Here is a 15,294-nt window from a genome sequence, read left to right as displayed (position 1 = left end):
ATGCTTCCACATCCAACCTATCAACGTCGTAGTCTTCAACGGCTCTTTAGGAGACATAAAGTCTCGGGGAAATCTTATCTTGAGGTAGGCTTCCCGCTTAGATGCTTTCAGCGGTTATCCCTTCCGAACATAGCTACCCGGCGATGCCACTGGCGTGACAACCGGTACACCAGAGGTTCGTCCACTCTGGTCCTCTCGTACTAGGAGCAGATCCTCTCAAATTTCCAACGCCCACGGTAGATAGGGACCGAACTGTCTCACGACGTTCTAAACCCAGCTCGCGTACCTCTTTAAATGGCGAACAGCCATACCCTTGGGACCTGCTTCAGCCCCAGGATGAGATGAGCCGACATCGAGGTGCCAAACACCGCCGTCGATATGAACTCTTGGGCGGTATCAGCCTGTTATCCCCAGAGTACCTTTTATCCGTTGAGCGATGGCCCTTCCATACAGAACCACCGGATCACTAAGACCTACTTTCGTACCTGCTCGACTTGTGGGTCTCGCAGTTAAGCGCGCTTTTGCCTTTATACTCTACGCGTGATTTCCGACCACGCTGAGCGCACCTTCGTACTCCTCCGTTACTCTTTAGGAGGAGACCGCCCCAGTCAAACTACCCACCAGACATGGTCCTCGTCCCGGATAACGGGACAGAGTTAGAACCTCAATATTACCAGGGTGGTATTTCAAGGACGGCTCCATCGCAACTAGCGTCGCGACTTCAAAGCCTCCCACCTATCCTACACAAGTAAGATCAAAGTTCAATGTCAAGCTGCAGTAAAGGTTCACGGGGTCTTTCCGTCTAGCCGCGGGTACACCGCATCTTCACGGCGAATTCGATTTCACTGAGTCTCTGCTGGAGACAGCGCCCCCATCATTATGCCATTCGTGCAGGTCGGAACTTACCCGACAAGGAATTTCGCTACCTTAGGACCGTTATAGTTACGGCCGCCGTTTACTGGGGCTTCGATCAAGAGCTTCGCTTACGCTAACCCCATCAATTAACCTTCCAGCACCGGGCAGGCATCACACCCTATACGTCCACTTTCGTGTTTGCAGAGTGCTATGTTTTTAATAAACAGTTGCAGGGGCCTGGTTTCTGAGGCTGTCGGCCGCTCAAGGAGCAAGTCCTATCACAGACAACAGCGTACCTTCTCCCGAAGTTACGGTACCATTTTGCCTAGTTCCTTCAGCAGAGTTCTCTCAAGCGCTTTGGTCTACTCGACCTGACCACCTGTGTCGGTTTCGGGTACGATTCCTGTGTAACTGAAGCTTAGAGACTTTTCCTGGAAGCATGGTATCAGCCACTTCACTGTACAAGTACAGCTTGCTATCAGTTCTCAGCATAGAGTACCCCGGATTTGCCTAAGATACATGCCTACAACCTTCCACCTGGACAACCAACGCCAGGCTGACTTAACCTTCTCCGTCCTCTCATCGCATTACACAGAAGTATTGGAATATTAACCAATTTCCCATCGACTACGCCTCTCGGCCTCGCCTTAGGGGTCGACTCACCCAGCCCCGATTAACGTTGGACTGGAACCCTTGGTCTTTCAGCGTGCGAGTTTTTCACTCGCATTGTCGTTACTCACGTCAGCATTCGCACTTCTGATACCTCCAGCAGACTTCTCAATCCACCTTCATCGGCTTACAGAACGCTCCCCTACCACGCATAATAAATTATGCATCCGCAGCTTCGGCATATAGTTTTAGCCCCGTTACATCTTCCGCGCAGGCCGACTCGACTAGTGAGCTATTACGCTTTCTTTAAAGGGTGGCTGCTTCTAAGCCAACCTCCTAGCTGTCTATGCCTTCCCACATCGTTTCCCACTTAACTATAATTTTGGGGCCTTAGCTGGCGGTCTGGATTGTTTTCCTCTTGACTACGGACGTTAGCACCCGCAGTCTGTCTCCCGGATAGTACTCATTGGTATTCGGAGTTTGCATCGGTTTGGTAAGTCGGGATGACCCCCTAGCCGAAACAGTGCTCTACCCCCAATGGTATTCGTCCGAGGCGCTACCTAAATAGCTTTCGGGGAGAACCAGCTATCACCAAGTTTGATTAGCCTTTCACCCCTATCCACAAGTCATCCCCTGGCTTTTCAACGACAGTGGGTTCGGTCCTCCAGTTAGTGTTACCCAACCTTCAACCTGCTCATGGATAGATCACCTGGTTTCGGGTCTATACCCAGCAACTAATGCGCCCTATTAAGACTCGGTTTCCCTACGGCTCCCCTATTCGGTTAACCTCGCTACTGAATATAAGTCGCTGACCCATTATACAAAAGGTACGCAGTCACCGGACACAATGCCGGCTCCCACTGCTTGTATGCATGCGGTTTCAGGATCTATTTCACTCCCCTCACAGGGGTTCTTTTCGCCTTTCCCTCACGGTACTGGTTCACTATCGGTCAGTCAGGAGTATTTAGCCTTGGAGGATGGTCCCCCCATATTCAGACAAGGTTTCACGTGCCTCGCCCTACTCGACATCATCATATAAGCCCTTTCGTGTACAGGACTATCACCGTCTACGGTCGCACTTCCCAGAGCGTTCCACTAGAACTTATATGACTTAATGGGCTCTTCCCCTTTCGCTCGCCGCTACTGAGGGAATCTCAATTGATTTCTTTTCCTAAGGGTACTGAGATGTTTCACTTCCCCTCGTTCGCCTTGCAACACTATGTATTCATGTTGCAATACCTACCTTATGGTAAGTGGGTTTCCCCATTCAGACATCTCCGGATCACAGGATATTTGCCGCCTCCCCGGAGCTTTTCGCAGGCTATCACGTCTTTCTTCGCCTCTGACTGCCAAGGCATCCACCACATGCACTTAATTACTTGACTATACAACCCCAAACAGTCGTTTATCCTTACAAGTGGGATAAGCAACAGATCGTGTCTTTCAACACTCTCATACAGTTGGCGTTTCGTAGATTTAACTACAGTACAGCTTCAATTAGATTCATATACCAAAACGCTTGATTCAGTTAATTTCGCTAGAACTCATTTCTTGTAGTTACCTACTTGAAACGAGTTTGAACAAATTATTTCAACTCAAATATATTCTGTTAATGATTTTTCCAGCCTTCGTCAGGTCAGGAAACTGTGATAAATCACAGAGGTTATCAAGTGCGCGTATCATAACGCTTGTACTTGTTAATCTCTAGGATCTAAACACTTGATCGCTTAGGAACTAAACAACTTCATCACTGTATGCTTACATACTGCGCGAAGCGTAGCTTCTTGCTTAAATTTCAAGTAAAAGCAGTGCTTTTATGATCTTGAAATTTGGTGGAGACTAGGAGAGTCGAACTCCTGACCTCCTGCGTGCAAAGCAGGCGCTCTACCAACTAAGCTAAGTCCCCAGCTTATCAATAAGTCAATGTATCGTTCTGTTCTGTTTGCTTCAGCACTTTCATGCTTCGTTAGTCAGATTTGGTGGGTCTGACAAGACTTGAACTTGTGACCCCACGCTTATCAAGCGTGTGCTCTAACCAACTGAGCTACAGACCCTCAGATACATCGTATGAAGAACAACTTGTTGTGGATTCTTACCAATCGTCAATCTTTCGTTAAGGAGGTGATCCAGCCGCAGGTTCCCCTACGGCTACCTTGTTACGACTTCACCCCAGTCATCTGCCACACCGTGGTAAGCGTCCCCCCTAAGGTTAGACTACCTACTTCTGGTGCAACAAACTCCCATGGTGTGACGGGCGGTGTGTACAAGGCCCGGGAACGTATTCACCGCGGCATTCTGATCCGCGATTACTAGCGATTCCGACTTCATGGAGTCGAGTTGCAGACTCCAATCCGGACTACGATCGGCTTTTTGAGATTAGCATCCTCTCGCGAGGTAGCAACCCTTTGTACCGACCATTGTAGCACGTGTGTAGCCCTGGTCGTAAGGGCCATGATGACTTGACGTCGTCCCCGCCTTCCTCCAGTTTGTCACTGGCAGTATCCTTAAAGTTCCCGGCTTAACCCGCTGGCAAATAAGGAAAAGGGTTGCGCTCGTTGCGGGACTTAACCCAACATCTCACGACACGAGCTGACGACAGCCATGCAGCACCTGTATGTAAGTTCCCGAAGGCACCAATCCATCTCTGGAAAGTTCTTACTATGTCAAGACCAGGTAAGGTTCTTCGCGTTGCATCGAATTAAACCACATGCTCCACCGCTTGTGCGGGCCCCCGTCAATTCATTTGAGTTTTAGTCTTGCGACCGTACTCCCCAGGCGGTCTACTTATCGCGTTAGCTGCGCCACTAAAGCCTCAAAGGCCCCAACGGCTAGTAGACATCGTTTACGGCATGGACTACCAGGGTATCTAATCCTGTTTGCTCCCCATGCTTTCGCACCTCAGTGTCAGTATTAGGCCAGATGGCTGCCTTCGCCATCGGTATTCCTCCAGATCTCTACGCATTTCACCGCTACACCTGGAATTCTACCATCCTCTCCCATACTCTAGCCAACCAGTATCGAATGCAATTCCCAAGTTAAGCTCGGGGATTTCACATTTGACTTAATTGGCCACCTACGCGCGCTTTACGCCCAGTAAATCCGATTAACGCTTGCACCCTCTGTATTACCGCGGCTGCTGGCACAGAGTTAGCCGGTGCTTATTCTGCGAGTAACGTCCACTATCCAAGAGTATTAATCTCGGTAGCCTCCTCCTCGCTTAAAGTGCTTTACAACCAAAAGGCCTTCTTCACACACGCGGCATGGCTGGATCAGGGTTCCCCCCATTGTCCAATATTCCCCACTGCTGCCTCCCGTAGGAGTCTGGGCCGTGTCTCAGTCCCAGTGTGGCGGATCATCCTCTCAGACCCGCTACAGATCGTCGCCTTGGTAGGCCTTTACCCCACCAACTAGCTAATCCGACTTAGGCTCATCTATTAGCGCAAGGCCCGAAGGTCCCCTGCTTTCTCCCGTAGGACGTATGCGGTATTAGCATCCCTTTCGAGATGTTGTCCCCCACTAATAGGCAGATTCCTAAGCATTACTCACCCGTCCGCCGCTAGGTCAAGTAGCAAGCTACTCTTCCCCGCTCGACTTGCATGTGTTAAGCCTGCCGCCAGCGTTCAATCTGAGCCATGATCAAACTCTTCAGTTTAATACTATGTAGCACCTTAAAGGGTGCCAATCTTGGCTCATCAATTTTCTGACAAATATTTCTCAAATAAACTTCGAGTAATTTCTACCATCAATCAATGAAAATAATTTCGATCGATCAACCAGTAAAAATCCACACAAGTTGTTCTTCATAATCTCTTAATGATCTTCTTGCTAATTCGTCACCAGCAAGCTAGGTCGGCTATATTACTCTCTATCTCTAGAAAGTCAACCAGTAATTTAGATTATTTCTAAACTTTCTTTCTAAAACCCAACTCAATCAAATTCAACTAAGTTACTGTTTTATCAGAAGTTTTAATCTTCATCACCGCCGATGGATGTGCATTCTACAGCATTTCAGAGCCCTTGCAACACTTCTTGCAAAGATTTTTTATCGTGTGTTTATTTTTCAAACCAATGAAAACATAAGACACTGTTATATATAGTTAATTTATTTCATTATTTTTAAATTTTATTGAGCACATCCAACGAAACCAACCTGCAAATAACATAAGATATTGTTTTATTTGAATTTAAATTATAATAATCTTTATCACATGACTTATATCGTTCAATTCACATTCTATTCTTGTTTGATTTTTCATCAACCTGGCGTTTATATACACAAAACTTGTTTTATCCGGTCTTCTTCCAAGATACATAGGCCCTATTTAAATATGGAAAAATTGATTGCAACGCTAAAAATTAAAAAGCCATCGCTATTGAGCAATGGCTTTTGGAGTACTGAGTAACAATTAGAATTTCATACTGACACGTGCCCAGTAATTACGTCCCATATTATTAAACTGCTCGGTTGTTGGTAAACCTGTCCCGAAAGCCCCCATTTTATTTAAGTGCTCGGTATAAGTCCGGTCTAGGACATTATCGACTCCGACTGATACATCCACGCTATCCATAATATGATAGCTACCGTTTAAAGACAAAGTGCCAAAGCCTGCGCTCTGCTTGTTGTCATAACCCACAATATTACCTTCGTTAAGACTGATCCGGTTTTGACCACCCACTACACGCCATAGCAATCCAAAATTATATTTGTCTTGAACATAGCGCAAGTTAACACGGGCTTCTAAAGGAGAGATTTGTGGCAACGGCGTATTATCTGTGGTGTTTTCACCCCAAGCATACATGGCGCTGATATCGGCCTGCAGGCGGTCAGTAAACTGATAACCAATTCCAGCTTCTGCGCCTGCAATGGTTGCATCGATATTTCTTGAATCCGCACTATTCATTTTTGCTGGCTGCATTTCTCCCATATCATTACCCATAGGATGACCATGCCCAGAGTTTGCAGACTTAGGATAAGTCATCAGAATAAAATCCTGAATCACACCGGCATAAGTTGATACCCAAGAATTAAACGCGCCATGATGATGTTGATAACCCAGATCGAGTTGTAAGGTCTTTTCTGTTTTCAGTTGCTTAAATGTATTTGCAGTTATTCCATGATAATCGGTCTTAAATAATTCCCAATAATCAGGCACACGCTCCACATACCCCAGTCCGATATAGGTTTTACCATCATCATGTTCTGGATGGGTATTTTCAAAACGAATGAAGCCGCTTGGCAAGGTTTCCTGACGGGTTTGTCCAGTTTTTAAGGCATCAATCTCCACTTGATCGACCCGCACACCAGTAACCAATTTGTTGTTATCACTTAGTTCATGACTTAGCTCAGCAAAAGCTCCATATGACTGGAATTTCATATCTGGAGTGAGCGGCATATTCATGCTTGTGGATGTCATTCCTCCAGCATGCGTATTGCGCTGAGAATCCATCCCGGCAATCAATTGGTTTTGATCCCATTCACTCGTTATCGCCATACGGGTATTTAAAGTACGGCGTGTAACCTGCATTTCAGAGGGTGCTGGCTGCATGTTATGAGTATGCTCATCATGCTTCATCGGCACTGGACGCAGGCTAAAATTATCCATGATGTGGTCGTTATAGTTATAGTTGATCTGTGCCTCAACTTTCTGAATTACATCAGTCAGGTTTTTCTTTTCAACACGTAAACCCAGACTTTCGCGTGCGAACTTGGAACCATCCATTGCACGGCCAGCATAAACCGCTTCACCATCCGCCTTACCACCCGTCAGCTCTACCCAGGTATCCTCATCCGGTGTCCAACCTAATGCGACATCCGCATTCCAGCGCTCCCAATCTGAAGGCACAGTGGTTCCATCACCATCTTGATAACTATTCGATACCGAACGATTGGTATTGAGTCGGATATATTTCTGTTCATCGCCTGCTGCGACTTCCACATTATGATCAAGACGTCCGAAAGATCCCATCAAGACACTGGCCTGACCGCGATAGTTTTGATCTTGATCAAACTGCTCCGGTGTACGTTCGAAAATCACTGTGGCCGCAGAGCCAGTATTGGCATACTGAACCGTTTGCGGTCCTTTAATCACCGAAATACGGTCATAGCTTTCCGGAGAAATATAAGAGGTTGGCGAATCCATACGACTTGGACAGGCGCCCAGGTTTTCGGTGCCATCGGTTAGGATCTTAATTCGTGAACCAAACATGCCACGGAACGTCACATCACCATTGGTGCCGGCACCGCTATTGACCGAACTAAAGCCAACAATACTTTGCAAATAATCCGCACCATCACTGGCAGGAATCGGTTGAATCGGCTGTTTTGGATCAGCGCGGACAATCAGCCCATTGGCATCATTACCTGCTGCCGATGTCACCACAATCGGGGCCAAAGTCTGAACCGGCATGGCATCATTGGCCATCACCACCGAAGAATAACAAGCAACACAAATCGCAGCCGCAAGTGGCTGTAAAGAAAATTTAGGCTGAGCCATTTCTCTATCTCACTAAATACATAAATTAGGCACGGCTTGAGTCAATACCAACCCAAGCTGAAAAATGCAGATTTATGCAGGCAGTGGTGGCGCTCGCCCCTGAGGAATTAAGAAGAGTTGCTGAAGGACAAACCAGACATGCTTAAAAGTTTTTTGATAAGCAATTAAACGGACATGAATCCGGTCAAGTACCTGTTTGATGTCCAGATCAGGCGGTAAAACTAAATTGGCATGAACCTTACAGTACTGACACTGATGATTGGCATCATGATGATCATGTTGAAGATGATCAGATTGGATAAGGTGGCTATGCTCGCCAGCGCTATGCTGCGCATGAGCATCTGTCGCGATAAAAAGCGCACGCGTGATGGTTTCACAGACCGGAGCAACCTGATATTGCTTCGGTAACAAAGGCTGTAAAAATACAGCAATCTGTAGAAACACAGCTGCAAATGCAAATAGCAGCCCCGCGCGTAAAAACACAGGCTATTCCTAAAATATGCTTATGTTGATTATAGCAAAGCCCAATCAGAATTGGGCTTTGCTAGACCATTTAAATAAACTTTAAAATGATCCTAGCGCTTCACTGCCACCTTGTCTTTATTACGCTGGCGTACCAGTTTTTCCACTTTTTCACGTGCACGTTGACGTTTTAATGGCGATAAATAATCGACAAATAATTTGCCATTTAAGTGATCCATTTCATGTTGGATACACACAGCGAGAAGTCCGTCAGCATCGAGCTCAAATGCTTGACCTTCCAGATTAATTGCCTCAATTTTTACGCGTGACGGACGATCAACTTTATCGTATATTTGAGGAACTGATAGACAGCCTTCTTCGTAGGGCTGCGTTTCTTCAGTCAATGGTGTGATTTTGGGGTTAATAAACACCATCGGTTGATCTTTATTTTCAGACAGATCCATAACAATCAGCTGAATATGACGATCCACCTGAGTCGCGGCAAGTCCGATACCTGGTGCTTCATACATGGTTTCAAACATATCCGCAGCGAGCTGACGAATTTCATCAGTCACTTCTTCGACAGGTTGTGCAATGGTACGAAGACGGGGATCCGGGAAACTTAAAATAGGTAATAAGGCCATACTGCGTCCTCAATTATGCCATTGATCAAAAAACCAAATGAAGGGAATGCTTCATCAAAAAAATGTGTGTAAGATCGTTATTATAACGCAACTACGCACATAATTTTAGGAATTATGATAATGAAAAAGGTTTTGAAGGGCATGCCATTTTTTAGTGCCTTGGGGTTTAAAAATCAGATGCTGGCACTTGCCGTTTGTGTTGGCGTCAGTATGGGGACCATTCATTCTGCCGAGGCAGCACCTGCACGCAACGTCAATCCACCGGCATTAAAAGCCAATGCACCGAACGTTTATGTGGTGAAAAAAGGCGATACGCTTTGGGATATCTCGAAACGCTTCCTGAAAAATCCGGTCCGTTGGCCGGAAATCTGGGCGAGTAATAAGCACGTGAAAAATCCACACTGGATTTTCCCGGGTGACCGCCTGTTGATGTGTGATTACCAGGGCCGCCCGATTATTGGTAAAGACGAAGGTGATGGTTGTGAAGGTATTATCAGCCGCTATCTTGGCAGTACTTCTCTGCAGCCCCAGATTCGTGTTGAATCTTTAAATAATACGATTCCCGTGATTCCGCTTGAGCACATCAAGCAGTGGCTAGAACGCTACACCCTTCTGGCACCTGATTCAGTTCAGGGCACACCCTACATTCTCGGAACTGCAGATCAGCGCGTACTGGCTGGCAAAGGTCAGAAAGTCTATGCACGTGGTCACGGCTTGGTAGTGGGTCAACGCTATGCGGTGTATCGTGAAGCTGAACCGTATGTATTTACGGATGCAAATGGCAAGAAATATACGTCTGCACTCGAGCTGCAACAGGTGGCATCTGGTATTGCGGTACGTGGCGAAGGTGATGTCACCACACTTGAACTGACAGATAGTTACAATGCAGAAGTACGTCGTGGTGATCGCGTCTTGCCTGAATACGATCCAATGTTACCGACCCTGTTCTATCCGACCAATGCAGAAAATATTGCTGCCGGTGGTCAGATTGTGCGTGTATTGGGGTCGATTGGTACAGCAGCACGTCATAGTATCGTCACCATTGACCGTGGTACGGCACATGGGGTTCAGACGGGTCATGTCTTTAGCGTGAATCAAAAAGGTGAAGTGGTGACTGATCCGAAAACCAAAGAACGGGTGCAATTACCGGGCGAGCGTATTGGTCAGGTCATGGTATTTAAAACCTTCGATCAATTGAGCTACGCTTATGTGCTGGAAAGTGAATTACCAATCAAGGTTGGTGCCAACATTCAGCCGCCACTATTAGAAGACTAAGCTTTTAAACGGGATGATGTGGATTGATCGGCATCATCCCTCTTGTTTGAACTCATACCCATAATAAGAAGACACCGAAATAGGTCTCACCATGTTGAATACATTGTCGACAGCGCAAATCCATGCCATTACGCTGTGGTATTTACTGCAACACTCCCTCAGCAGCTTTTATAAAATCAGTCAGCATTATGCAGACCTCGCCCATGCAATTGATGGTTCTCAAACCGAAACCTGGCGTAAGTTGGGCATTCATAAAAACCACATTCAGCGCCTGCAAGATTTCCAGTCAAGTGAGTCGCAGCTCCATTTTCAGCGCAGTCTTGAGCAGATCCAGTTGCACAGTGACTTTGTGCTTTTACATACAGATGCCGAATATCCACAGCAATTGAGCCATTATGCGCATAAGCCGCCAATCCTGTTCGGGCAAGGGTATGCAGATCAATTGCTGCAACCGCAAATCGCGATTGTGGGGAGTCGCAAGCCCAGTCTGCACGGCCGGCAAGTCGCTTATGACTTTGCTTTTTATTTGAGTGAACAGGGTTTTTATATTAATAGTGGCCTGGCACAAGGGATTGATGAAGCCGCACATCAGGCCGCATTACAACATCGGCGAACGATTGCAGTGATGGGCACAGGCATTGAACAGACCTACCCTGCTGCCCATCAAACACTACGTCAGCAAATCATCGAACATGGAGGTACGGTCATTACTGAGTTTTTGCCATTTACTCCCCCCTTACAGCAGCATTTTCCACGGCGTAACCGAATTGTCAGTGGCTTAAGCCTCGGGGTGATTGTGGCAGAAGCCGCCTTGAAAAGCGGTTCATTGCTGACCGCACAATGGGCAGCGGAACAAGGCAAGACCACATTCGCCATCCCGGGGCATATTTACAGTGAACATCACCAGGGCTGTCACCAACTGATTCGTGAAGGTGCGATTCTGATTGACCATCCACAGCAGGTCATCGAAGAACTGGCGCTGGCCACGCAATGGCAAGCTTTGGAAAACACCACCAAAACGAAAGTTATTGAAGCAACATCACAGCAAATTCCACCGCATCTGCTCAGTCTGTATAATCAGCTGGACTGGGTGGGACAGAGTTTGGATCAACTGGGAACGCAGGTTCAGCAAGAGGTATCTGCTTTGACCAGCCAACTCATGGAACTGGAGTTACTCGGTTTTTGTACCCAGCAAGCCGGCCTCTATCTACGTTGTCGGATTCTCAAATAAGGTTCACAATAGCGCTTTGTTGTTTGATATAAGGTATCCACATGATCACTACCTCTGTTGCCGAAGCAGCAGCATGGCTTAAAGATGGACAAGTCTTGGCATATCCTACAGAGGCTGTTTGGGGCTTGGGTTGCGACCCCTATAATGAACAGGCATTTCATCAGATTTTAGAATTAAAACAGCGCCCGATTGAAAAAGGCGTGATTCTGCTGGCAGCTCATCTTTCACAGGTAGAACATCTGTTGCAGGATTTAAGCGAAGAAATGCGTGAAAAAGTGATTGAATCCTGGAACCATGAAAGACCTGCTGATCGCGCGACCACCTGGTTACTTCCTGCAAATAAAGACATTCCTGACTGGATTAAAGGTCATCATCCTAAAGTAGCCGTACGTGTAACCACTCACCCACTCTGTGTGGCACTGTGTCAGGCCTTTGGCGGTTTTATCGTTTCGACCAGTGCCAACCCTGCCGGCATGGAACCTGCCCGCTCACTTCAGGATGCGATCCGCTATTTTGACCAGAACCTGAATTATCTAAATGGTGACCTCGGTTTAAGTCAGCAACCAAGCCGGATCATTGATGCAGTGACTGGCGCAATTATTCGTGACTGAGTCCTGTCTGATTTAGTCGGGACACTCAAGCCCGACTAAAGTTTTAAGACAAAAAAAAGCTCAGCCATATAGGGATGGCTGAGCATAAAAAAGGATGTGCATAAATCACATCCAGAGGGTTCAGAAAATCTCTGGGAGTCTGATAAAACAAGGATTTTCTTGCTTGATCATTCTCGATGGGCGCATTATGAAAGAAACTGAGTACAACGACAAGTACAATAAAACAATCAAATAATACATATTATCTATTAATAGAAAACATTTTTTGACCAATATTCAAAATATCTTGCTCTTTCTATTCTCTTTTTAAAATAAAACGATATTTTTCTATTTGTTTTAACATTTGAAAATTAGCATTTAAAAGGGGATTTCAATTAAAAAAGTTTTGATCAACCGCTCAATATTTAATCAGACAAAATTCTTAATTAGCTCTTTTAATTCCTGATTAAGCGGATCTTCCGGGATATTGAGCCCAGAGGATTCCAAGTAAAATGATGCCACCGCCGATACTGTGATACATGGTCCACGCTTCACCCAGCCACAAATATGCGACTACTGCAGTAAAAACCGGCATCAGATTCATAAAAATACTGCTGCGATTGGGACCAAGTTGCTGCACAGCCATCATCCAGAATAACGGCGCGGCAATGGATGGGAAAATTCCGGCATAGATAATGCTGGCTGCATTAGCATGATTGATGCTGTCCAGACCTAAAATCAATACCAAAGGAATATGATAGAGAAAGGCCATAAAAATCTGAATATACAGGCTCACTAAGAGTGGAATCTGAATCTGCCATTTTTTCAGAAACACGCCATAACAGGCATAGAAAAATACTGCGATCAACATCAACAGATCGCCAATATAACTTTCACCAACAGTTAAAAACTGTAAACCCTGCCCTTGTGCCATGACATACATCAAGCCAATAAAAGACAGAAGACTCCCCAGCACTGCAGCCTGTGTTGGGCGAATCCTTAAAACAAAAATACCCACGATAATGGTAAAAATAGGAATAAAGGCATTGATCAGGCCCATATTGGTTGCAGTGGTATAGTGTGCCGAACTATAAGCCAACCCCTGATAAAGCACCATTCCCAGCGCACTCAAAACAGCAAAATGCCCGAGATATGGACGGATCTCCGGCCACGCTGCTTTGACTTTGGGCAACATGAATGGAGTTAAAATCAGTAAGGCCAAGGCCCAGCGGTAGAAACTGATACTGATGGGAGAAATATAATCTGCCACATAGCGGGTGACAGTCATATTCAGAGACCAAATCAAAACTGCGGCCAGTGGTAAGGCCATGGCCCACCAGACTGCCTTTTGTTGCTGTGTCATACTTTCATCCATGAGTCGCTGGTCTTGTTATTAAGCTATGCGTATTCGCGCATCCTAGCATAATAGATTTTTCACATAATATTGAGGCAATTTGCAGCTTTAAGTAACTGAGCTCACCTGTTTTTACTTGTACTGAAAGCGAATACCCGTTAAAACAAATACCGTTCAGTCGTAATAAACAGGAAATCTAATGACTCGCTCTGTATATGACATTCCAGTCAAAACCATTGAAGGAACAGAAACCACTTTAAACCAGTACCAAGGTAAGGTTTTGCTGGTGGTTAACGTCGCATCTAAATGTGGCTTGACGCCGCAATATGAAGGCTTACAAAAACTGTATCAGGACAAAAAAGCGGAAGGTCTGGAAATTCTTGGCTTCCCTGCCAATAACTTTTTGGAACAGGAACCGGGTAGCGAAGCCGAGATTCAGGAATTCTGTTCAGTGAATTATAAAGTCGACTTCCCGCTATTTGCTAAAATCTCTGTCGCGGGTGAAGACAAGCATCCTTTATATACCACCCTTACGCAGGCTGTACCGGAACGTATCGGTGAAGGTCCTTGGTGGAAAGATCTGGTCGATTATGGCCTAACCCCAAACCAGCCACCAGAAGTACTCTGGAACTTTGAAAAATTCCTGATCAATAAAAATGGTGAAGTAGTGGCGCGTTTTGCACCAGACATCACTGCGGATGATCCACGGATTGTCGATGCAGTGAATGCAGAACTTGCAAAATAATTCTCGATTATTCTCATAAGCATCAAGCTTGAAATAAGTATCTATTTTCTTGGTAGATACTTATTTTTTTCAAAACTGCTATTTAGCTAAATTGAGATTCACCGGACATATCTTTAAAGTAATTGCAGGCTAAAAAAGCCAATTCGGTGAGAACAAAGTACTTCTTTACCAGCTTTTAATAAACTTTTTCCTGTTTTTAAATAATGAAATATTCGGAACCCAGAAGAATTGTTATGAGTTTGCAACAATCTTTTTTATCTCCATAGTTTGTCCTTATATTAGATACTATTAAAATTCCATCACCTGTATCGAGACCCTGATTCCATGTCCAAGATTCTTGCCAATGCTGTCCTTCCTTTCGCATTATTTAGCTCTGGAATTTTACTGATGGGCTGTGATCAGGCTGTCGAAGCACCGGCTGAACAGGCAGATACCACGACCTCAGATCTGGAACCAGCCTCTCAGCAACAGAGCTCAACAGCGCAAACCGAGCTTAAATCGGGCAATATGTTTTATATGGTTCGTGATGTAGCCGACTTGCAGCTCAAGGCCGGCAGTTATGTCGAACAGTTAAAACAGACCCAGACCGAACTGCAAACGGCGGTCGAAGCCAAGGATACCCAGCAACTGCAGTCCACTGCGACTCAGCTTCAACAGCAACTCAGCAGTTTTAATCAGGTGCTGGGCAACCTGAACTTGAAAAGCCAGGAAATTGACCAGATTCGTGACAACATCATGACCGCCAATCAGCAAGTTCTGGCTTCTCCTCTTTTAAACGGTCAGGTGGATTTCAGCCAAGTGAACTTGAAAAAGATTGAATCGCAGATGGTTAATGTGCAATCCGAAATGGTCAAACTGGCCGGCTTGCTGATCCAGAATCCAGATCAGGAATCAGAGAGCAATACTGATCAGGACAATACTTAAAATACCTAAAAATCTCATTTTGAGGCGATTGATCGAAACACATCTTCCTCAATCGCCTTGCAGGCTATACACTGTTATGGATTATAAAAATTATATTTAGATCAAGAATTT

9 protein-coding genes, 2 tRNA genes and 2 rRNA genes are annotated in these 15,294 nt (G+C 45.6%); 5 read left to right on the top strand and 8 right to left on the bottom strand.

Annotated elements, in window-relative coordinates; all coding sequences use genetic code 11:
• The 7 genes from F891_RS16560 to def form a co-directional block, all read right to left on the bottom strand.
• A 23S ribosomal RNA gene (locus tag F891_RS16560) occupies nt 1-2,849 on the bottom strand; the annotation flags it as partial.
• Between the two features lie 445 nt (nt 2,850-3,294).
• Nucleotides 3,295-3,370: transfer RNA gene (locus F891_RS16555), tRNA-Ala, on the bottom strand.
• 71 nt (nt 3,371-3,441) lie between these two features.
• A tRNA-Ile gene (locus F891_RS16550) sits at nt 3,442-3,518 on the bottom strand.
• Nucleotides 3,519-3,578: 60 nt separating this feature from the next.
• Nucleotides 3,579-5,116 (bottom strand): 16S ribosomal RNA (locus F891_RS16545).
• 754 nt (nt 5,117-5,870) lie between these two features.
• Entirely contained in the window at nt 5,871-7,958 is a 2,088-nt protein-coding gene (locus F891_RS16540) for a TonB-dependent copper receptor (RefSeq protein ID WP_005264668.1), read from the bottom strand.
• 72 nt (nt 7,959-8,030) lie between these two features.
• Nucleotides 8,031-8,441, bottom strand: a complete 411-nt coding sequence (locus tag F891_RS16535; RefSeq protein WP_004644876.1) for a DUF2946 family protein — start codon at nt 8,439-8,441, stop codon at nt 8,031-8,033.
• Nucleotides 8,442-8,533: 92 nt separating this feature from the next.
• Nucleotides 8,534-9,064 carry a peptide deformylase gene (gene def / locus F891_RS16530; protein ID WP_004644875.1) on the bottom strand — a complete coding sequence of 177 codons (531 nt, stop codon included), beginning with the start codon at nt 9,062-9,064 and terminating at the stop codon, nt 8,534-8,536.
• Between the two features lie 120 nt (nt 9,065-9,184).
• On the opposite strand from def, the gene F891_RS16525 reads away from it, so the two are divergent.
• From F891_RS16525 to F891_RS16515, 3 genes are all read left to right on the top strand, one after another.
• On the top strand, nt 9,185-10,339 hold the full coding sequence (locus tag F891_RS16525) for a LysM peptidoglycan-binding domain-containing protein (protein ID WP_005264667.1): 1,155 nt from the start codon (nt 9,185-9,187) through the stop codon (nt 10,337-10,339).
• Nucleotides 10,340-10,430: 91 nt separating this feature from the next.
• Nucleotides 10,431-11,570 carry a DNA-processing protein DprA gene (gene dprA / locus F891_RS16520; RefSeq protein ID WP_004644873.1) on the top strand — a complete coding sequence of 380 codons (1,140 nt, stop codon included), beginning with the start codon at nt 10,431-10,433 and terminating at the stop codon, nt 11,568-11,570.
• Nucleotides 11,571-11,611: 41 nt separating this feature from the next.
• Nucleotides 11,612-12,181 (top strand): L-threonylcarbamoyladenylate synthase type 1 TsaC, encoded by a 570-nt coding sequence (locus F891_RS16515; RefSeq protein ID WP_004644872.1) that lies wholly within the window; start codon nt 11,612-11,614, stop codon nt 12,179-12,181.
• A gap of 445 nt (nt 12,182-12,626) precedes the next feature.
• Here F891_RS16515 and F891_RS16510 read toward each other — a convergent pair whose 3' ends face one another.
• Nucleotides 12,627-13,523: a DMT family transporter gene (locus F891_RS16510; RefSeq protein WP_004644871.1), complete on the bottom strand. Its 897-nt coding sequence runs from the start codon at nt 13,521-13,523 to the stop codon at nt 12,627-12,629.
• 190 nt (nt 13,524-13,713) lie between these two features.
• Here F891_RS16510 and F891_RS16505 point away from each other — a divergent pair, with 190 nt between their 5' ends.
• Both F891_RS16505 and F891_RS16500 read left to right on the top strand, forming a co-directional pair.
• Nucleotides 13,714-14,259, top strand: a complete 546-nt coding sequence (locus tag F891_RS16505) for a glutathione peroxidase (RefSeq protein WP_004281007.1) — start codon at nt 13,714-13,716, stop codon at nt 14,257-14,259.
• A gap of 324 nt (nt 14,260-14,583) precedes the next feature.
• On the top strand, nt 14,584-15,183 hold the full coding sequence (locus F891_RS16500; RefSeq protein WP_004644869.1) for a hypothetical protein: 600 nt from the start codon (nt 14,584-14,586) through the stop codon (nt 15,181-15,183).
• Nucleotides 15,184-15,294: the final 111 nt, after the last annotated feature.

Origin of the sequence: Acinetobacter sp. CIP 101966, assembly GCF_000369725.1 — a bacterium.
GTDB lineage: Bacteria > Pseudomonadota > Gammaproteobacteria > Pseudomonadales > Moraxellaceae > Acinetobacter > Acinetobacter lwoffii_Q.
This window is presented reverse-complemented; position numbering and strand designations above follow the sequence as displayed.